The 20,967-nt window shown below is 46.9% G+C and carries 15 protein-coding genes; 10 read left to right on the top strand and 5 right to left on the bottom strand.

Translation table 11 applies throughout. The features are described from left to right. Nucleotides 1-48: 48 nt before the first annotated feature. Nucleotides 49-1,704 carry an FAD-dependent monooxygenase gene (locus AC1DP6_RS35175; protein ID WP_477059079.1) on the bottom strand — a complete coding sequence of 552 codons (1,656 nt, stop codon included), beginning with the start codon at nt 1,702-1,704 and terminating at the stop codon, nt 49-51. 100 nt (nt 1,705-1,804) lie between these two features. On the opposite strand from AC1DP6_RS35175, the gene AC1DP6_RS35170 reads away from it, so the two are divergent. Then, complete coding sequence (locus AC1DP6_RS35170; protein ID WP_477059078.1) at nt 1,805-2,770, top strand: helix-turn-helix transcriptional regulator; 966 nt, start codon at nt 1,805-1,807, stop codon at nt 2,768-2,770. A 51-nt stretch (nt 2,771-2,821) separates the two neighbouring features. Here AC1DP6_RS35170 and AC1DP6_RS35165 read toward each other — a convergent pair whose 3' ends face one another. Then, nucleotides 2,822-3,394 (bottom strand): DUF1579 domain-containing protein, encoded by a 573-nt coding sequence (locus tag AC1DP6_RS35165; RefSeq protein ID WP_477059077.1) that lies wholly within the window; start codon nt 3,392-3,394, stop codon nt 2,822-2,824. Nucleotides 3,395-3,540: 146 nt separating this feature from the next. Between AC1DP6_RS35165 and AC1DP6_RS35160 the strand changes: the two genes are divergently transcribed. The 5 genes from AC1DP6_RS35160 (at nt 3,541) to AC1DP6_RS35140 (ending at nt 12,067) form a co-directional block, all read left to right on the top strand. Continuing rightward, on the top strand, nt 3,541-5,877 hold the full coding sequence (locus AC1DP6_RS35160; RefSeq protein WP_477059076.1) for a GAF domain-containing protein: 2,337 nt from the start codon (nt 3,541-3,543) through the stop codon (nt 5,875-5,877). A gap of 90 nt (nt 5,878-5,967) precedes the next feature. Further along, on the top strand, nt 5,968-7,386 hold the full coding sequence (locus AC1DP6_RS35155; RefSeq protein ID WP_477059075.1) for a phytoene desaturase family protein: 1,419 nt from the start codon (nt 5,968-5,970) through the stop codon (nt 7,384-7,386). 27 nt (nt 7,387-7,413) lie between these two features. Further along, the gene (locus AC1DP6_RS35150; RefSeq protein WP_477059074.1) at nt 7,414-8,667 is read left to right on the top strand and encodes a YeiH family protein; all 1,254 of its coding nucleotides are present in this window, start codon (nt 7,414-7,416) and stop codon (nt 8,665-8,667) included. 37 nt (nt 8,668-8,704) lie between these two features. Further along, nucleotides 8,705-10,363, top strand: coding sequence for a hypothetical protein (locus AC1DP6_RS35145; protein ID WP_477059073.1), 1,659 nt, complete (start codon nt 8,705-8,707; stop codon nt 10,361-10,363). 69 nt (nt 10,364-10,432) lie between these two features. Then, entirely contained in the window at nt 10,433-12,067 is a 1,635-nt protein-coding gene (locus tag AC1DP6_RS35140) for a hypothetical protein (protein ID WP_477059072.1), read from the top strand. 3 nt (nt 12,068-12,070) lie between these two features. Here AC1DP6_RS35140 and AC1DP6_RS35135 read toward each other — a convergent pair whose 3' ends face one another. After that, nucleotides 12,071-14,554, bottom strand: coding sequence for an Hsp70 family protein (locus AC1DP6_RS35135; protein ID WP_477059071.1), 2,484 nt, complete (start codon nt 14,552-14,554; stop codon nt 12,071-12,073). A 4-nt stretch (nt 14,555-14,558) separates the two neighbouring features. Beyond that, nucleotides 14,559-14,882, bottom strand: a complete 324-nt coding sequence (locus AC1DP6_RS35130; RefSeq protein ID WP_441572050.1) for a hypothetical protein — start codon at nt 14,880-14,882, stop codon at nt 14,559-14,561. Between the two features lie 170 nt (nt 14,883-15,052). Here AC1DP6_RS35130 and AC1DP6_RS35125 point away from each other — a divergent pair, with 170 nt between their 5' ends. From AC1DP6_RS35125 to AC1DP6_RS35115, 3 genes are all read left to right on the top strand, one after another. Next, nucleotides 15,053-15,916, top strand: coding sequence for a sugar phosphate isomerase/epimerase family protein (locus AC1DP6_RS35125; RefSeq protein ID WP_477059070.1), 864 nt, complete (start codon nt 15,053-15,055; stop codon nt 15,914-15,916). Nucleotides 15,917-15,960: 44 nt separating this feature from the next. After that, entirely contained in the window at nt 15,961-17,325 is a 1,365-nt protein-coding gene (locus AC1DP6_RS35120; protein ID WP_477059069.1) for a Gfo/Idh/MocA family protein, read from the top strand. A gap of 209 nt (nt 17,326-17,534) precedes the next feature. Beyond that, a complete protein-coding gene (locus AC1DP6_RS35115; protein WP_477059068.1) occupies nt 17,535-18,977 on the top strand; it encodes an arylsulfatase in 1,443 nt (480 codons plus the stop codon). 158 nt (nt 18,978-19,135) lie between these two features. Here the strand turns inward: AC1DP6_RS35115 and AC1DP6_RS35110 are convergent, their stop codons facing one another. After that, nucleotides 19,136-20,122, bottom strand: a complete 987-nt coding sequence (locus AC1DP6_RS35110) for an aldo/keto reductase (protein ID WP_477059067.1) — start codon at nt 20,120-20,122, stop codon at nt 19,136-19,138. Between the two features lie 160 nt (nt 20,123-20,282). Between AC1DP6_RS35110 and AC1DP6_RS35105 the strand changes: the two genes are divergently transcribed. After that, nucleotides 20,283-20,967 (top strand): hypothetical protein (locus AC1DP6_RS35105; protein WP_477059066.1); only part of this gene is annotated, 685 nt, incomplete at its 3' end.

Here is a 20,967-nt window from a genome sequence, read left to right as displayed (position 1 = left end):
AAATCCGGAAAATCAGTGTAATCCTGGACAAGACAGAAAATCGCCGCTTTATTTTTCCGTTACTGCTTCCTGTGTTTTTACGCCCAATATTCTTTTGAGCGCCTGTTCCAGTGTGTAAGATGGATCTGCGGAATGCCAGGCAATAAACCCATCGGGTCTGATCAGCAGTGCCATTCCGGCTTCGAGGTGGGCAGTGGTTAGCCATTGTTCGTCCGTGATCACTTTCACGGGGAGGGGAATACGAAACAGGGTTTCCAATTTTGCTGCGGTGTCTTTCCAGGCTTGTGATACATCCGCTGTTACCAGGGTGAAATGGGTGACGGCTAGGTCGAGCGTGGAGATACGCGTGTTATTTTCGGTGAGCCATTGATGTGGTACGCGGGTGCCGGGTTGTCCTTCAGTCTTTATAGTATCTGGTGATGTAATGAGGGGTTTGCCTGCTATGGCGGTGGAAGTATAGCAATAATCGGGGAGGCCCAGCCGGTGGATCATCCCGGCTAAGGCTTCTGCCTCAGTGACGTTAGTAAATTGTTTCATCAGGCTGCTGGGATCGACTAATCCTTGTTCATCAGCCATTTCAGCGGAGAGCAGTGCGTTTCGTAATCCCACCGGCTGTCTTTCCGGGGAATAGGTATCCAGCAAAGAAGGATGTGCCTTGTGTTGTAGTACCAGCGCCAGTTTCCAGGCCAGGTTATGCACGTCCTGTATGCCGGAGGCAGCGCCTTTGCCGCCATATGGTGTCATTTGATGGGCGGCATCACCAGCGATGAAGATGCGGCCATGCTGCATGTTGGTGACTGTATTCGCGGTGGGCTTCCAGGGCATCATGCTGATAATACGTACGGGTATTTCCGGCATATTGATCGCCTCCCGGATAATGCTTTCCAGTCTTTCGGTAGTATAATCTTCCGGCTTATCCTGTTGTGGATCATAATGGAGGTGCATCACCCATTTGTCGTTATTGTTGATGGCGGTGAGCATACCGGTAATGCCGGTTTTTTTGATGATACCGATGCTGAATTCACGATCACGTACGGCTTCTCCCAGCGGGGCTTCAAAATAAATATTCAACAGGTTGCCAAGTGGGCCGGGGCCGGTGGTTTCAACACATAGTTCCCGGCGAGTGGGGCTGCTGCCACCATCTGCTGCAATCATATACCGGCAGATAATGGTTTCGCTGATACCGGTATCACGGTTACGGATGTACGCAATTACATGATCATCGGTTTGGGTGAACGACAATAGCTCCGTATGAAAGCGGACATCTGCGCCTCTGTCGATGGCCGCTTGCTGCAAAAGGGGTTCAGCCAGGTCCTGGGTGCAGCGGGCGCCGGCAACCGGGCTGAGTGCCGCTATTTTTTCCAGGCCGGGGAGTTCTATGGGATGCTTTACTTTATTGAAGGCAGCGCCTACCTGGCTGAGGATAGCGGGTAAGCTATCGCCGGTATAAATACCCCAGGCCGCGGCCAGTGCTTTACCCGCTTCGCGGATGGCCCCATCCAGCTGCAATTCCCGGAACAGTTCCATGGTACGCACATCGAAGCCCCGGGAACGCGGATGTACGGAAGTAGTAGGGCGCTTCTCTATCAGCAGGGGCCGTATACCCTGTTGCAACAGGAACAATGCGGCCGATAACCCCGTTAATCCGCCACCCGCAATTAATACCGGTGTTTGTTCGTTATTCTCACTAATTTTGTTTGACATAGCCATCTGTTATTTTTGATAAAATTGGCCTTTTATTGACCGGGCAGATGGCATATAACGGATAACTTTGTACCATCTGTGAAAATTAAAATACACCGGTATGGAAGCGCATACATTACCTCCTGCCCCTGCCACATATGAACAGATTTTTTCACCTGACAGGGGCGTGGTGCAGCAACTGGCGTTGCCGTTCGAAAATAAAGCAGGCACGGTAACCATTGCCCTGGTAAACAATATAGGGATTGTTGACAGTCGTTTGCATACCGACTGCCTTACGCCGTCCTGGAAACATTTTAATAGTAAGCCATTTGTGGAAATGAACTTCATGGTAGAAGGAGATATCTATCAGACCATGGAAGGATTTTCCGGACGGAAACTATGTGCCAGGGGATCGCATAACCTGTTGTTCAACCCGGGTACGCTGGAGGAAAACCAGTTGGTGGGATATGGCAACTATCGCACATTCGGCGTGCATATCTGGCCGGAAAAAATGTCGGAGTTGCTGAGTGCATATGTGCCGGAACTGGAAAAATATTCGGAGAAGATATACGCCGGACAACCTTTTTTGCTGGAATCTCCCACGCCCATGCTGACTGCAAAAATGAAGTATATCTTTGATACCATCTGGGAATACCCGGATCCGGATGGCTTAAAGCGGTTATATCTCGAATCAAAAATACTGGACCTGCTCTCCCTGCAATGTGAATCACTGTTGCAGGCACCCACAAAAAAAGGAGYCACTATTCCCACTGCCGACATTGATAAACTGCATGCTGCAAAAGTATTGCTGCAACAACGGCTGGAACAGCCACCTTCCCTGGCGGAATTATCGAAGTTATGCCAGCTGAATGAGTTTAAATTAAAGAAAGGATTCCGGGAATTATTTAATACAACGGTATATGGTTTTATACACGAAACGAGGTTAACACGTGCACAGCAAATGATCCGTGAAGGGCAACATAATATTTCTGAAATAGCTTACCAGCTGGGTTATAGTCATCCGCAACATTTTCAGCGGGCTTTTAAGAAGCAGTTTGGTATTACGCCGGGTAGCCTGCTGCGTTAATACCAATTTTCCTGCTCAGGACCTGATTAGTCCCGAGCAGGAAAAAATACTTTATTTCCGCGTTAGCGCGATCTCCATTTCTTTTACTTCTTTACCATTCTGTGTACGGTACATTTCCATAACCTGGTGATCTTTATCCTTCCAGGTGGTCACCTGCCGTAGCCAGCAGTCTTTTCCACTCATAGGATCAACAACTTTACCTTTTAATTCCAGGGAATGAGTGGCATCGTCCCAGGTGCCTTCCATAATGGTGATACCAGTGCCCATATTGTCAATCCAGGTGTCGATAAACACTTTCCGCTGATTGTCGTACGCCAGGGTGCCAATGCCTTCAAAAGGCATTCCCATCATGTTGGCGGTATAACGACTTTCACAATAGCGGCCACCCAGGATCATTTTGTTGACGCAGCCACCAGTAGTTTTGGTAGGAGGAGCGTCGGGCTTTTCCCACATGGTCATATCGGCAGTCCATTCACCATCGCCGATGGCCATTTTCTGGTGAACAGGCCCTGGTGTCATGTAGTCCATCCAGGCTTTCATCATAGCAGCAGAGTCCTGCTGTGCATAAGTGTTGGAGGTAATTAACAGGCATAACGCAGCCGTTAACAGGTAGATTGCTTTCATGATGCGTAGTTGTTTAGAAATGTTATAATCGGGGTGATGTAGAATTACAGGGTAACAAGTTAAGTTATTTATATTAGCGGGCCATACGTTGTGTGTTACACCTCCCAAATTCCATACCTTTGGTAACGAAAGAATAATCCCATTTTATGCAAACAACCATACTGGATGTGTCGGGAAATAAGGCACAGCCACTGGCTATTGATGCTGCCATTTCCTTTGAACCGTTTATCGCCTGGCTTAAAAAGAGGATCAGTGAAGAGCAAACCGTGAAAGCCCGGATGTATGTAGCAACGCTTGAAGAATTTGAAGCTTCAGATATCGGTCACGGGGATATCGCCGTAGAAGATACCCCCGGCTATGTTAAACAGCTGGAATACGTGTATGCCTGTCTTTCTCCCGCCATAAGATCTGAAGAAACCCTGGCCTGGGGGCTCTGCTTCCCGTTTAAGCCTATTACCTTTTATGGCACCGATCAGCTATATGCATTGCTGGGACAAAGAGGAGAGAATACTGACTATGAGGTAAGCCGTAAGCCGGCAGACTATCACCTGGATCGTTTACAGTTGCTGTACTCTTTCCTCCTGCAACGACTCTATAATTTTTTTGTACCTGTTAAAAGAGAACAATACCACGCGGGAATCAATAAGGGCACTGGTTTGCTACAGTATTATGCGGTGAACTTTAATGCCGATTTTGTAGAAGTAACGGCCAAAGGCCCCTTGCCGGAAATAGATATGGGGCAACTCTATACACATCTGAGTGAAGGCGGCGGATTTGAAATATTGGAAGAAATGCTGCCGCTGGAGTTGTTCCGTTTCCGCGGATTTTTTGTGATCACAGTAACAGATGTCACTGCACAGAAGGCGGTAGAAAATATTCAGAAAGTAAGACTTTCCCGTACGGCGTTAGTTGCCGAAAAAAGTTTCAACGAGGTGATACAATCACTCAAATCGTTGGTCCGTAACAGTAAGATAGAGTTTGACCTGTTTCCTTTCCTGCGGGTAAACGATGTACCGGTGTATAGTTTCGAAAAAGGGGGTACCGGCATCCTGTTTGAAGTATGGGGCGAAGACCGGCTGACGCCGGAAGAATTTGGCCGTCAGGCGAAAGCATTTGCCAGTAAACCCATCTTCTTTTTTTCTGCTGATATTTTCCAGGTAACCCAGAAAGAATATGCCTTCCTGGAACATTTCCGTAAACAGGGGGTGAAGTCGCTGGGACTGATGCCCATTTTTTATGCACACGAGCTGGTAGGTATTATGGCCGTGCATACCTGGGGCGAAGATACCTTTGATGATAAAACACTCGCCCTGCTGGAACCTGCCATCAGCCCCATTGCACAGCTATTGCAGATTTATATAGAAGAGTTTAACCTGGAGATAGAAAATGTGATTAAGGAAAAATTCACGTCCATACAGCCGGCGGTACAATGGAAATTTAATGAAGCTGCGTGGCACTATCTCTATAATACGAAGAAGAAGTTGCCGGTGACCATTCAGAATATCCTGTTTGAACAGGTATATCCTTTGTATGGTGCTATTGATATCAGGAATTCAACGGTAGAGAGAAATAAAGCTATTATTGCCGATCTGGACAGTCACCTGAGTATTCTGGCCACCACGCTGGATAGCCTGCGGCAGTATCAGCAGAATGACCTGTTAAAACAGATGATCTATCGTTGCCAGCAATGGCAGCAGGCAATTTTACAGCAACAACTGAGTCCTTCTGATGAAAATGAACTGAACAGATTCCTGGACGTGGAGGCCGTAGAATATTTGCGTCACATCGCTATACAGTTTCCCAAAACGGCGGAGGGAATTGAATCCTGTCTGGAAAGCCTGGCCGGTGAAGTGAACAAAGCCGCGCTGGAAGCCTCTATGCAGCTGATCAATGGTACGGTTAACCAGTATTTTGAATCAGAGAAGAATAAATTGCAGGAATCCTATCCCTGCTATTTTGAGAAATTCAGAACGGACGGCGTGGAATATGATATCTATATAGGACAATCTATTTCGCCGGATAAACCCTTTAGTCATTTCCATTTAAAGAATCTCCGTTTATGGCAGCTTTCTTCCATGGTTACCATAGCAGGACTCACCCATGGACTATTATCACAGATGCCCAGGGAACTGCATACCACACAGCTCATCTTTGTGCATAACCACCCGATAGACATCAGTTTCCGGGCAGATGAGCGGAAATTTGATGTAGAAGGCGCTTATAATATCCGCTACCAGATGATTAAGAAACGGATCGATAAAGTACATATCCGGAATACCGAAGAGCGGTTAACCCAGCCAGACAAAATCGCGCTGATTTATTCTGACCGGAAAGATGTGGAAGATTACCTGCCTTTTATCCGTTATCTACAGGATACCGGGGTGTTGTTGCCAGAGATGGAAGAACTGGAACTGGAAGATTTGCAGGGACTGAGTGGTTTACAGGCTATCCGGATGGGAATCACGCTGCCTCCGGAGAAATAAACTTATTTAAAAAATTATTTGCATTCCCGTTAATAGTATACTAAGTTTGTAGACTATTAACGCGTCGGCCAACGGTAGTAAGTTTAGCTCATGGATAAGAAAGATTTCGATGTAATCATAGTAGGATCGGGGCCCAATGGCTTATCTGCCGCCATCAGGCTGCAACAGGCGGGGGTATCTGTATTACTGCTGGAGGCAAAAGACACAATTGGTGGTGGCATGCGTACGGAGCAGCTGACCTTACCGGGATTTTATCACGATGTATGTTCGGCGATACATCCCATGGCAGTAGGTTCTCCTTTTTTTTCCAAGTTGCCTTTGGCGGACTTCGGGCTGGAATTTGTGCATTCGCCGCTGGCGGCAGCACATCCGTTTGATGATGGCACCGCAGCTTTCCTGGCGCGTTCGCTGGATGATACTGCCCAGGCACTGGGCGTGGATGCAGACGCCTACCGCCGCGTGGTAAAGCCGGTAGCGGATCATTGGGAGGCGGTAGCCGAAGATAGCCTGGGACCTTTTTCTTTTCCACGGCACCCATTGATCATGGCACGTTTTGGTTTGAATGGCCTGCGTTCTGCTGCCGCGATTGCAAAAAGATTTTCCACTACCGCCGCAAGAGGCTTGTGGGCGGGCATGTCGGCACACTCGATTCAACCGCTCACCAATACTGCTTCTGCAGCGATTGGTATTATATTATCGGCTGTAGGCCACCGGCATGGATGGCCTGTTCCCAAAGGTGGCTCACAGGCCATCGGGAATGCCCTGGCGCAGTATTTTATTTCGCTGGGTGGCGAAATTCAAACAGGCGTGCACGTTAGTTCCCTGTCTCAACTGCCCTCGCATCACGCGGTGATGTTTGATCTCACCCCTAAACAATTACTGACGATTGCAGGAGATAAGTTTTCTCCGCATTATAAGCGACAGCTATCACGCTACCGGTATGGTCCCGGTGTGTTTAAAGTGGATTGGGCATTAAGTGGCCCCATTCCTTTTACTGCAGCGGAATGCCGGCAAGCGGCTACGGTGCACCTGGGTGGCACCTTTGAGGAAATTGCACTGTCGGAGCAACGGGCATATGACGGACAGCATAATGCGGCTCCCTTTGTACTGTTAACACAGCAAAGCCTGTTTGACGAAAGAGCGCCTGCAGGTAAACATACCGCCTGGGCCTATTGCCATGTGCCCAACGGATCTGAGGTAGATATGACCGCGATTATTGAAAAACAGATAGAACGTTTTGCGCCTGGTTTCCGCGACCTGATCCTGGCTAAACATACCATGAATGCACAGCAGATGGAAGTCTATAATCCGAATTATGTAGGTGGTGATATCAATGGCGGCATTATTGATATCCGGCAGTTATATACCCGTCCTGCTATGCGTATATCTCCTTACCGGACATCTGCCAAAGGGATCTATATCTGTTCCTCTGCCACGCCTCCGGGTGGTGGCGTACATGGCATGTGTGGTTACCATGCTGCCAACACTGTGCTGAGAGATATTTTTTAGAGTAGTCACTATCATTAATGAATCTATATGCCTACAGTAAAGTCTTATTTACAGGAAGACTGGGCCATTGTTACGCTTGGTTTCCTGATCATTCTTCTTTCAATGGCCGGTGTGGTGGTAGCTATCCCGGAATACAAATGGAGCAGCAGCGCAGATCTTACCGGTAAAGTATTAGCCGGCGCCAACTTACTGAAGATAGGTGCACAGTTTATTTATGTGATCGGCATTGCATTGCTGGGATCCTTTCTGACCGGGAAATCACTGAAAAATACGCTGCTGGTATTTCCGGTAGTTTTTATACTGACTACCCTGGCCCTCATCATCGCTGGTAATGCCACACTGAACGGATATGGCCTGGAAGCAGTTATTTTCAGTCTCATTATAGGCTTATTGATAGGTAACCTTTTTAAACTCCCCACCTGGTTCCGCGAAGCACTGACCTCTGAATTTTTTGTGAAAATAGGGTTGGTGTTACTGGGTACTACCATCATTTTTTCAGATGTACTGAAAGCCGGTGCGCTGGGCCTTATCCAGGCATTGGTAGTGGTACTGTCTGTATGGTATTTTTCCTACTGGGTATGTAAACGCCTGAAGATAGATAATGAACTCACCATGATGCTATCCAGTGCGGTATCCATTTGCGGGGTATCTGCCGCCATAGCTACTTCCGGTGCTATTAAGGGAGATGCAAAAAAGCTGTCGCTGGTAATTTCCCTGGTACTGATTACAGCTATCCCGATGATGATTTTTATGCCGATGATTGCGCACTACTTTAACTTCCCGGAAGCCGTAACGGGTGCCTGGCTGGGAGGTAGTATCGATACTACCGGAGCGGTAGTAGCCTCCGGATCGCTGGTAGGGGAAACCGCACTGAAGATCAGCACCATCGTGAAGTTTTCACAGAATGTGCTATTAGGGGTAGCGGCATTTGCCATCTCTGTATACTGGACCTATACCAAACACCCCAATGCTGGTGATGCCAATACCAAACCCACTTTAAAAGTGATCTGGGAGCGGTTTCCGAAATTTGTGATCGGGTTTATTCTCGCCTCGTTGGTATTTTCTTTTTTCATTTCTCCGGCAGCCATTGCGCCGCTGAAAGCGCCCTTGAAAAGTTTGCAGGGGCTGTGGTTTGCACTGGCTTTCACCAGCATAGGACTGGAAACAAATTTCAAGGACCTGATCGGTACAGAAAGCAGGAAGCCCGTATATGCGTTCCTGATAGCCCAGTCGTTTAACGTAGTGGTGACGCTGGTGCTGGCTTACCTGTTATTTTCATAAACCGGACGAATTACTTTTTTTAGTATTTTGCCGGCATATGAAATACCGTAATCCCCTTGCCTTCCTGGAAAAAATGAATGGTGCTGCCATCGACTCAGCAGATACTGCTGCTGTGTCGCTTCTCCGGAAAAAAATACTGGCAGAGCTGGAACTTACAGTTGATAAGGGATTACAGATCAACGGCGAATGGTGCAGCAAAAATGACCTGCTGCTTTTTTTCGATAGCTTACAAAACAAAAAAGAGTTACATTTTCATCAGGAAATAAAATCAGATCCTGTTTTATCCGAATTCCTGGCAACAGGTATTATCACAGGACTGTTTGCAGATAAGGCGCTATACAAAGACAAATCATTCCTGTCTTTTATAGCGCCTTTTTATGAGCCGTTGTTTACTACAGCGGTGCTGAACAGCTTACTGCAACAGCAGGTAGTAACATTACAATACTTGTTTAATAACCCGGTGTTGCTGGATGGAGAAGCGATGAAGCGGTGTTATGATAAAGTATTCCGTTTGTTGAAGGAGCAATATGCAAGGGTAGAGGAGGTGAGGGCAGCGTTGGCAAAAGACGCCAGGGAAAGATGGGAGCAGGTGGATATTTACATCGGAGCTACGCAGGTGCAATTATTGAATGCCCTGCCGGATGCCTTTCATATGCAAAGAAGTGATTACGGGATTCTCCTGATCAACTTTGCGCTGGTACTGAATACCAACCATTATAAGGAAGAAGCATTGGAGATATTAGGCACGCTGCAGCAGCTGAAAAGCGTTTCCTATGTGCAGGAAAATGTAGAAAAATATATCCGGTATGTAAAAGAAGACCAGGCTGCTTTCCGGTCTGTTTTTTTCCGGAAAGAACCCACTACCTGGCTGGGTAAACTGTTAGCTCAAAGGGGATTAACAAACGATCGCCTTATACAAATAGGGTGCAGCATTTTTATAGTACTGGTGATTATGCTGGGTAATTACTATGGGAGAAAGGAAACGCACCAGGAGCTGTTTACTCCGGTAGTGGAAGAAAGCGCTTTTTCCGGCTCCCGCACTTACTGGACTATGCAATACCTGTTGTCTCAGTTGGCAATAACACCCCGTGATCAGGTGGAAAGTATTCAAAAGTATCCTGCGATTGCCACCCCTGCTACCGGTGACGACTTGTATGGCCCTGCATTTATGGAGGCCATCAGAAAACAAGGGAATGTTGGCGCTCAATTTGTTCAGCCACGATATAACAGGAGTCTGCCACGGATGCGGGAAGACGGTAGCTGGGAGGATTCATTGCACCGGCAAAGTTTGTGTGTTTTTAACCGGCAGGACGCACAATTGATTACGATGATCCTGACACCAGATTCTTTTTACTCTTGCTATGTAGCTCCCCATGATAGCGCATTTATCCCTTTACCATTATCGCTCAGCAAGGTGTATTTTTATGTGGGGCTTTTATGGAACCCGGATTGGCTCGGCTACTGGGCCATGAAATATGTACCATCATATACCGTGAAAGGGTTTTTTATGTTACCGGGGTTTAACCACGATGTTTTTTTACGGAAATCGGCGGTGCGGCTTATCCTGGATACCACCTACTGGAAAACATCTAACCGCTATATCCCAATGGAAGTATCAGCTTCTGCTGAGCAGGTACTTCATTTGAAACAACTATCGGATAATACCAATGGGGTAGATATGAAGATAGGAGAATAGATTTTCTGCATGGCAGCGGATGGTAACATCTACCATAGTTTTACTTCTTTTTCCTTATTTTGCTGCCAGATGAAATACCTGAACCCCCTGACTTTCCTGACGAAAATGAATGGTGGTCCCGTAGATTTGCGGGACAGTGCTGCGTTATCCCTTCTCCGGAAAAAAATGCTGGCAGAAGTAGAACTCTCAGATGATAAGTTGCTAAAAGCGAATGGACAATTATTCAGTAAAAATGACCTGCTGCAATTTTTCGATCAGTTGCAATCTTCCCAGGAACTCATCTATCATCAGCAAATAGCGGCAGATCCGGCATTATTACATTTCCTGGAAACAGGAGAAATGAAAGGAAAGATTGCGGATCATGTGTTGTATAAAGACCCATCGTTCCTGTTTTTTATTGCGCCTTACTATGAGCCATTGTTTACAGTAGCGATACTGAATAGCCTGAAAAATCAGGATGTGCGCACAATGGAATACCTGTTCGCCGGTCCATTGCTCTTGGATGGTGCATATACCACGGTCAGTTATCAACGGGTGCTGCGTTATCTGACAGTGATGGATAACGAATTGAAAGCTGTTGTTGATGAATTAAATAATGGCGGGGCATATATCTGGAAGTACCTGGTACGCTTCGCTAATCCCACGCTTATCAGGCAACTGAATACTTTACCGGAAGAATTTAATAAGTGGAGAAGTGACTATGGCATCAGTATGATTAACCTGGCACTGGCTGTTTATATGAAGGACTTTAAGCGGGGGCAGCAAGTGTTGGAATTAGTGGAGCAGCTACATACCACCGATTATGTGCAGGAAAGGGTGCAGGTCCGCAAAAAGGAATTGCTGGATTACCGGAAGACAAAGTTGAGCAGGCATCCGATAGAAACCTTGATAGGAGACTCATTAAGTCCCATTTTGCGGCGTTGGGTAAGATTCTTCCTGATTTTGATGGCCACGGCTGTTGTATTGACACTTGMAGTGAGTATAACCAACAAATTCAATAAGAATAAAAAAAGCGGAGGAATACATGCCCTTAACGTAGAAGGATTTTTTACCAAATCCCGTACCGCAACACAGATGAAGTTATTGATAGCGCAACTGGAATATACGTTATCCCGAAAAAGCATGGCCGTTACGGTGTACGATACAGTACCTGTTTCACCCCATACCGGTGATGATGTGTACGGTCCCGGCTTTATGACCTCGTTGAAGGGCACTGCCTATAAGGCTCCGGCACAAATGCCGAAACCACCCACAGACAGCAGCGCAATCAATACAGGCGACTTTGCCGATCCATTGCATAAACAAAGTCTGCGTATTTTTAACCGGCTGGAAGTAGCGATGGTAGCCTTGTTACAAACGCCTGATTCTTTTTATTCCTGCTATATATTACCACACGACAGCACTTTCCTGCCACTACAGTTAGCTGCCAACCGGGTTTACTTTTACGCCGGACAACATTGGACGGCGGTAAAAGAGTCAGACACGTCAGATGTGATCTATCGTGCAAAGGGTTATTTCGCGGAGAATTACAAAAACGCCAACACCTTTTTACGGGATGGTGCGCTATCATTTGTGTTGGATTCCACGTACTGGCAGCACTCTAACAGGTATATTCCTGTGGAGATTGGTACCGATGGCACTAATTTATTTGTGAACCTCCTCGACAACAATGCGGAGGGGGTAGACCTGTATTTAGGTGAATAACGTTTACCCGATACCGGTACCTTTCAGTTGTTGATCTGTTTTCTTATCATCCGGCATCAGGTTGTGAAGCTGGTATACGGCGGCTTTCAGCTCTTCATAATTTTGTCGCTCCAGTGCTTTTTCGCCTATTTCCATGAACCGGGCAGCCATTTGTGGGTTGGTATAATCGTTTGGTGGAATATTGGAGTAGAAGTAATAGTTGTTGATCCAGGTAGATGGTTTATTACGGACAATTTCCCAGCCCAGGTTAATCAGTTCATCGGTTTTAGCTTTAATGGTATAGTAGCTTTGAGAGGAAAGATAAGTGCTTTCTTCTTTGATGATTTGCTCGAACCTGGTCAGTCGCGGTGTGTCGTTTTCTTCGCGGATATTTCGCAGACAATAGTCTTTTTGCCTGAAATAGTTTTCCGTTACTTCCACTATCTGCTGATCTTTGCCGGTACTGTCCAGTAGTTGCGCCAGTTTCCGTTTCTTTTCTTCCAGCTGGTATTTTTCATCTGTTACATCATCGGTGCTGATCAATTCCAGGCGGCCGCTGATATAGTCGAGGTCGGATTGTATGTCCTGCACGGTAGCTGCCAGTTCGTACTGCTGGCTGTTTTTGAAGGTCTTCAGTTTTTCCGTTGCCTGTATTCTCAGTTGCCGGATATCGTCCTGCAGTTTACCCATATTGATTTGTCGTACCATGGGGTTGAACACTTCAGAAAATTCCTGTTCATTCATCAACAGCACTGCTTTTACGGAGAGGTCTCTGCTTTCGCTGATCTGTAAAGTGATTTCTACATCGGAGCCTTTCACGAGGTCTGTCACCAGGTCGGTGCTTTTGATTTCAATCATGCCCAGTGGTACACAGCTACCGGGGATTGCGTAACGACTGCCTTCTACTACGTTGATGAGTAAACTATCCTGGCCACTGCGCAGAATGGTTTTCATCACTTCTTTGATAATTGTTTTGCGCAGCGGGAGGATGGCATTTTTTTCAAAGATGAGTTCCAGTTTGGTGGTGTTATTTTCCAGGTCATCTATTTCTATACAGATGTCGTTGGGGAGTGGTTGTCCGTGGATATTGAATTTCCCTTGCGTGATAGCGATAACGGGTGCCTGCACAGCTACTTCGTTGTGGGCAGCATCAAATACCAGGATGTTGAAAACATTGTTGTTGTTTTCTGCCAGCAGCAGCATTTCAGAGATACGTTCCTGCAGGGGTTTGATGCCGCTGTCGTAGCCACCGTCTGCCCGTACAATGCGGTAGCTCAGTCCTGCTACGGGGCCAGTCACGATCGCGGTGAAATACTCTTCTTTGTCGGCGGTATTTTTCTGGTAAGCTGTTTTAAATTGGATATTCAGTTCACCGGCAACGGCGGGCTTGTTTTCAGGCGATTTAAGCGCCGAAACGGATCGGGTGCCTGCATACCATGCGGCGCCCACAGCTACGGCCGTAGTGGGGTCTACACTGCAGTTAACGGCAATGCCCAGTTGCGCTGCTACCAGTTTTTTTACCAGTGGGATGTAGGTACTGCCACCAATCATCACTACTTCCATGATATCGGCGGCTGCCAGGTTGTTACGGACCAGTATTTTTTTGACGAGATCCACAGAGTACTGGATGCTGTCGTAGATCACGGATTCAAACTGATCCCGGGTGATGGTGAGGTATATATCCTCTTCGTTGATTTCGAATTCTATTTCAGCGGCGGTGCTGTTGGTGAGTTGTACTTTCACCTCTTCCGCTTTTTTCAGCAGGATATGATACAGGGTATTATATTTCCCGCGGGCGCTGCGCAGCTCTGTGAGCAGATCGGGATATTGTCCCTGTTGCTGCAGTTGCGGAACCACCAGTTTTTCTATGATGGCGATATCGAAATCCACGCCGCCGAGGTAGTTGTCGCCTTCATGATCCGTTACGCGCATTTCGCCGTCAATGATCTTCACCAGCGCCACATCGAAAGTGCCGCCGCCCAGGTCATACACCAGCCATTGTCCCTGTAAGCTGCCGGCATCTGTTTGTTTGTTGGCAAAAGCGAGACTCGCAGCAATGGGTTCCTGCAACAGCTGTACTTCTCTGAAGCCGGCATCATTGCCTGCTTTTTTGGTGGCGTTGGATTGGATGGTATCAAAAGAGGCGGGGATGGTGATCACCACCGCATCCGGCTTTTCGCCGGTATATATAAAGTTCTTGAGTTCTCTGAGCACCATGGCAGATAGTTCTACCGGTGTTTTAAAATCGCTGRTATTGGGCACAAAAAAAGATTCCGAGGTCCCCATTTTTCTTTTGAAAGAAGAAAACACATTTTCCGGATCTTTCTCTATCAGCTCCCGGGCTTTATCGCCCACAATGATCCTGTCTTTCCGGAAGGCTACCACGGAAGGCAATGTTTCTTTCTGACCGAATGGATTCTTGAATATTTCTACGGTACCGTTCTGAAACTTGCCGATCAGGGAGTTGGTCGTGCCCAGATCAATGCCGAAATTAATTTGGTTGCTCATAGGTTTATTTTGCAGCGGCGATGACTACCCCTTTTTGTAAAATGGATTTTTGTCCGCCTTCGGTATAATATACGACTGGTTTGATAACATTCACAATTTCCATTTCCGGGGCCATATCACCGGTAATGCTGGCTTCGTAATCTATTCTTGTTTCATGATACGCTTCTCCCAGTGGGTTCAGAATAGTATAACCGGCTTCTTCGAAGTGTTGTTTGATACGGTCTACATTGCGCTGCAGTGACGACAGCTCTGGTTTTGCAGCGGTTTTCTTATCCAGTTCAAATACCTGGTTAATGATCCTGATGTGAAGGGTTAATAGTGGGTCCATTCGGTAAATTGTGTTGTCAGCAAATATAACGGATAATTTATACTGTTTTCCCCGTGTTAGCTTTCCCCGGTCTCCAAATGAAGACACTCCCGGTAAATTTTGTTTTTCCGGAATTAGATACTATCTTAAAGCTACTGTTCCGTATTCCACATTAAACATACCCAGACGTTATGAAAACATGGTTGTTATTCATTTTTTCCATACTCTCAGGCGCATTTTTGCAATCGAATGCACAAGCGCCGTTACCTGCCATCGGGATCTGTACTTCTTTTTCCAACGACAGTATCGCCGCCAGCAGCGGATTTACTTACCTGGAAGAAACTGTGCGTAAAATCCTGTCGCCCTCTCTGAGTGAAGCGCAGTTCCGTGAGCAGCTCCATGCCCTGCGCAACAGTCGCTGCAAAGTGCAGAGCTGTAATGTATTTGTGCCGGGGTATATTAAACTCACCGGCAACGAAGTAAATGAAGCCAGGGTGTTAGGCTATGTGGATTCTGTGATGCAGCGCGCCAAAATAGCAGGAGTAAAGCTCATTGTGCTGGGCAGCGGAGAAGCCCGTACAATACCGGAAGGCGCGGACCGCCAGCAGGCAGTACAACAGTTTATTCTGCTGGGGCGTAAGATGGCCGTGATTGCTGCCAGATACGATTGCGTGATTGCCATGGAAAACCTGAATAAAACAGAAACCAATTTCATCAATACCCTGGCAGAAGGCATTGAGGTGGCAACGGCGATTCATCATCCTAACTTCCGGCTAACGGCAGACATTTATCATATGCTGCGGGAAAACGAGCCGGCTGTCAATATTGAAAAGGCCAGGGGACTACTGGTGCATTGCCATATTGCGGAAAAAGAAAAGAGGGCAGCGCCAGGTGTTGCAGGAGATGATTTTAAGCCTTATTTCGCCGCTATGCATAAAATAGGCTACACCGGTCATATCATGATGGAATGTCGCTGGGATGATCCTGCTAAACAATATAAACCGGCATTTGATTACCTGCAGGGGCAACTGAAAGAAGCCTGGGGCGTGAAATAGCCAGTAATAAATAACCACGTAACAAAAACAGAAAACTCCTTTATATGTCTGCATCAAAAAAAACAAGGCGGGAATTCCTGCAACAATCATTACTGGCAGGAGCCGGTATTACTATCAGCGCCATGGGCATGCCTGCCAGCAGCTATGCGCGCATCATGGGGGCCAACGACCGCGTGAACGTAGGATTGGTTGGATTTTCCGATCGTGCAAGACAGGCATTGCTGCCTTCTTTCTTCAATAACAACAAAGAACTGAATTTCGACCTGATCGGGGTATCTGATATCTGGAACAGACGCAGGGACGAAGGAAAGGCTTTCCTGCAGCAGAAAACCGGGCATAACGTACAGGCTTGTATGAATAATGATGAGCTGTATAATATCAAGGGACTGGACGCGGTATTCATTGCATCCGCCGATTTTCAGCATGCTTATCATACGATAGAAGCGGTGAAGAATAAGTGCGATGTATACAGTGAAAAGCCTTTTGCCGAAACCATGGAAGATGCACGTAATGCGCTGAAAGCAGTGAAAGCATCCGGCCGCATCATGCAGGTKGGTACGCAGCGCCGCAGTGGCCCCAGCTATCATGCTGCTGCCAATTTCATACAACAAGGCAAGTTTGGTCCTATTACCATGGTAGAAATGACCTGGAATGTAAACCAGCCCGGTCGCTGGCGCCGTCCGGACCTGGTACAATCGATCCGCGAATCTGATACCGACTGGAAACGTTTCCTGGCAGGCCGTCCGCAGGATAGCTGGGATCCGCGCAAATACCTGGAATTCCGCCTGTTCTGGCCTTATTCTTCCGGTATCTTCGGTCAGTGGATGACGCACCAGATAGATACCGTGCATTGGTTCAGCGGCCTGAAACACCCACGCAGCGCGGTGGCCAACGGTGGCATTTATATGTGGAAAGATGGCCGGAAAAATCCGGATACCCTCACTGCCGTTTTCGACTACGGCCCTGAAAATGATCCTGCCAACGGATTCCAGGTAACATACAGCAGCCGTTTTCATAACTCTGCCGGAGGCACCAAAGAAATCTATTATTCCAATGGTGGTACCATCGATATGTCTACCAACAAAATCAGCTCTACCGGTGGCCTCACGGAAAAAGAAGCACAGGAAATGGGGATGCATGCTAACCTGCTGACTGCCCAAACGCTCAGCAATGAAGATGCAGCTACTACCAGTGCCAACACCGGCGGCGATCCACTCACGAATGCGCATGTACGCAACTGGATGACCTGTGTGCGTGAACGTAAGCAGCCCAATGCACCTATTGAAGCCGCTTACTCACACTCTATTGCACTGATCATGGGCAATGCCGCCTATCGTACCGGCATGAAAGCCACATTTGATGAGGCTACCCAGGAAGTAATGGTGGGTGGTAAAGTGTTTAAGATGTAGTTCGCAACAACAAAATAAATAGGTACCCGCAAAAAGCTGTTGATAACGATGGTTTTTTGCGGGTACCATCGTTTCTGACATTATTCATTACATCATAGCTTCATGCGTATAGGGATTTCCGCTATGGTGGCGGGTTTTTTCCTGCCGGCTTTGTTGTTGTAAATACTTCCGGAATACTTTGTATTTTGGACAGCTTAGAACAACGAACTATGAACAGGAACATTTTAATAAAACTGCTACCCGCGGCAGCAGGACTAGCGCTGTTGGCGCTGTCCGTTAAAGCGCAACAAAAAGCAACGACTACTCCGAACATCGTTTTTATTCTCGCAGATGATTTAGGCTATGGCGACCTCAGTGCTTATGGTCAACAAAAATTCAGCACCCCACATATTGACCAGCTGGCGAAGCAAGGCATGCGCTTTACGCAGTTTTATGCCGGCACCTCCGTTTGTGCGCCTTCCAGGGCATCGCTCATTACCGGTTTACATACGGGGCATACTTTTATCCGTGGTAACAAGGAAGTACAGCCCGAAGGGCAGCAACCTATAGCCGACACCGTTATAACGATCATGGAAGTACTAAAGAAGGCTGGGTACACTTCCGGCATCTTTGGTAAGTGGGGACTGGGGCCGGTAGGCTCTTCCGGTGATCCGATGAAACAGGGAACCGATCGTTTTTATGGCTACAATTGCCAGCGGCAGTCGCACCGCTACTTTCCCACACATCTCTGGGATAATGATACCAAAGTAGTGCTGCCGGAAAACGGGCAGCTGGAACACATGAGTACTTACGCACCAGATATGATCCAGGCGCAGGCCCTCCGGTTCCTGGAGGAAAATAAAAGCAAACTGTTTTTTCTTTACCTGACCTATACCCTGCCACATGCAGAACTGCAGGTACCAGATGATAGCCTTTTCCGGCATTTCAAAGGTAAGTTTGCCGAGAAACCATACAAAGGCAACGACTATGGTCCTAAAGCCACCGTGCCTGGTTATGCCTCCCAGGCCTATCCACACGCTACCTTTGCTACCATGATGACCCGCCTGGATAATTATGTAGGCGAGGTGATGGCACACCTGAAAGCATTGGGATTAGACAAAAATACCCTGGTGATATTCACGAGTGATAACGGTCCACATACAGAAGGTGGTGCAGATCCGGCTTTCTTTAACAGCGCCGGTGGTTTCCGTGGTGTAAAAAGAGACCTGTACGAAGGTGGTATCCGTGAACCCTTTATTGCCCGTTGGCCTGGCAGAATAAAAGCAGGCAGTACCAATTCATTCCAGGGTGCTTTCTGGGATATTATGCCTACACTGGCACAACTGACCAAGGCGCCGTCTATGCCCTACACAGACGGTGTATCGCTGCTACCTGCCTTAACAGGTGGTAAAGGACAACAGCAACATCCATATCTCTATTGGGAGTTTCATGAAGATGGTGGCCGTCAGGCGGTGAGACAAGGTAATTGGAAGGCGGTAAGACAACAGGCGCAACAGCATCCGGATGGAGCAGTAGAATTATATGATTTGGCCACAGATCCTGCGGAGACAAAGAACGTAGCAGTCGCACATCCCGACATCGCGGATAAAATGGCTGGTTATATGAAAGAAGCCCACGTGGAAACAGCGTTATATCCGTTTTTTAGCTTTTAGCCGTTAGCTTTTAGCTATTAGGAAATGCAGCGAAGACTAACATTTTTTTTTAGCTGTTAGCTGTTAGCTTTTAGCTATTAGGAAATGCAGCGAAGACTAACATTTATTAATCTTTGCTGCATTTCCTAATAGCTAAAAGCTAACAGCTAACAGCTGTTTCAGCTTCTATCTACCAGCTTGTTCATATTTTCGTTATACCTTTCGCCTGTATTCGGATATTTCTTCAGCAGGTCTTCCAGGTTTTGAAGATCGGTAGCTGTTAAATGAACGTCTACAGCGCCGGCATTATCCAGCAGGTATTTTCTTCTTTTAGTACCGGGGATGGGGATAATGTTATCTCCCTGTGCAAGTACCCACGCCAGTGCCAGTTGAGCAGGTGTACAATTTTTTCCGGCGGCCAGTTCAGCAAATCCGGTGGCCAGCAGCTTATTGTTTTCTGCATGTTCGCCCTGGTAACGGGGCAATTGTTTTCTGAAATCGTTATCCCCCAGTTTGGCTACATCCAGGTCGTTGATAACAAGACCACGGGCCAGCGGGCTGAAAGGGACAAACGAAATGCCCAGTTCTTTGCACACCGGTAGTATCTCTTTTTCCACATCCCGGGTAAGGAGGGAATATTCACTTTGTAACGCACTGATGGGGTGGACCGCATGCGCTTTACGGAGCGTGTTGGCAGAAGCTTCCGAAAGGCCCAGGTAGCGTACTTTACCTTCTTTTACCAACTCAGCCATCGCACCCACCATTTCCTCTACCGGCACGTTAGGATCAATGCGGTGGGCATAGTATAAATCGATTACATCCGTTTGTAGTCTTTTTAAACTGGCTTCCACGGCCTTTCTCATATAGGCGGGAGAACCGTCGAAGTTGCCGGCGCGCACATCGGTATTCATCGAAAAGCCAAATTTGGTGGCAATGAAGATTTTATTACGGTTGGGCTTCAGCACTTTGGATACCAGTTCTTCATTCTTGCCGGCTGCATATACATCTGCGGTATCCCAGAAGTTAATGCCTATTTCAAGGGCTTTTTCAAGTGTGGCAATAGATTCCACATCATCGGGTACGCCGTAGGCGTGACTCATTCCCATACAGCCCAAACCAATGGCAGACAGCTGTACGTCTGTTGTTCCTAATGTTCTGTATTCCATAAGATAATCTGCTTTTATATTTGATATTCTGATTACGCAAAGATATGCCGGCGATACGGCCGGAAAATTGTATTAACAACAGGAATAGTTGTGGATTTCAAAGAAGGGGACAAATAAGGCACTTTTTTAAAGGTAGTTATTATTCGTAATTTTAACGTGTATGACGAACCACGATAAACAATTTCAGTTAACAACCCCCAACAGTGTGACCACCGTTACAGACTGGTTTTGTGATGACATCCGGCTAACACATACAGTGACGGATTACCAGAAAGCAGATCATATGCGTACCAGCAACGATACCGATGTGGTACGACTGCATTTTGGACTGAAAGGAGATTACGCTTTTTCCTATAAACAGTTGAACCGTTCCTTTGACCTCATAGGTGGTCATCACAATATTATGTACTCTAATGGATTTGAAATTGAAGTACAACCTAAAGCCGCAGAGATAGAAACTTTTGGGATACAATTTCCCAAAAACCTGTTCATCGAGTTTACACAAACAGGCAATGAATACCTGCAACGATTTTGTGAGCACGTGATGGCAGGAAAAGAAGCGCTGCTTTCAGAAAACTGGGGTCCTATTGACGCTGCCACACAACAGGTAATAGGGCAGATCATGAACTGCCGCTTTACGGGACAACTGAAGAAATTATTCCTGTTATCAAAAAGTATTGAATTACTGGTACTATCTGCGGAAGCATATAACTATGCGGCAGGTAAAAAGGACGTCTTTATAAAAAATAAAACGGACAAGGAAAAAATAATTGCTGTCAGAGATCTCATCAACGAACGCTTAAATGATCCGCCGGGCCTCACGGAAATTGCACAACTGGTAGGGC

Source organism: Chitinophaga sp. 01L420 (genome assembly GCF_056399985.1).
The sequence above is the reverse complement of the archived record's forward strand: the minus strand, read 5'-3'. Positions and strand labels throughout refer to the sequence as shown.

Coding starts and splice junctions, on each gene's coding strand:
- AC1DP6_RS35125 (WP_477059070.1), top strand. CDS start 15,053: ATGAAAACATGGTTGTTATTCATTTTTTCCATACTCTCAGGCGCATTT.
- AC1DP6_RS35160 (WP_477059076.1), top strand. CDS start 3,541: ATGCAAACAACCATACTGGATGTGTCGGGAAATAAGGCACAGCCACTG.
- AC1DP6_RS35145 (WP_477059073.1), top strand. CDS start 8,705: ATGAAATACCGTAATCCCCTTGCCTTCCTGGAAAAAATGAATGGTGCT.
- AC1DP6_RS35165 (WP_477059077.1), bottom strand. CDS start 3,394: ATGAAAGCAATCTACCTGTTAACGGCTGCGTTATGCCTGTTAATTACC.
- AC1DP6_RS35110 (WP_477059067.1), bottom strand. CDS start 20,122: ATGGAATACAGAACATTAGGAACAACAGACGTACAGCTGTCTGCCATT.
- AC1DP6_RS35130 (WP_441572050.1), bottom strand. CDS start 14,882: ATGGACCCACTATTAACCCTTCACATCAGGATCATTAACCAGGTATTT.
- AC1DP6_RS35115 (WP_477059068.1), top strand. CDS start 17,535: ATGAACAGGAACATTTTAATAAAACTGCTACCCGCGGCAGCAGGACTA.
- AC1DP6_RS35155 (WP_477059075.1), top strand. CDS start 5,968: ATGGATAAGAAAGATTTCGATGTAATCATAGTAGGATCGGGGCCCAAT.
- AC1DP6_RS35150 (WP_477059074.1), top strand. CDS start 7,414: ATGCCTACAGTAAAGTCTTATTTACAGGAAGACTGGGCCATTGTTACG.
- AC1DP6_RS35175 (WP_477059079.1), bottom strand. CDS start 1,704: ATGTCAAACAAAATTAGTGAGAATAACGAACAAACACCGGTATTAATT.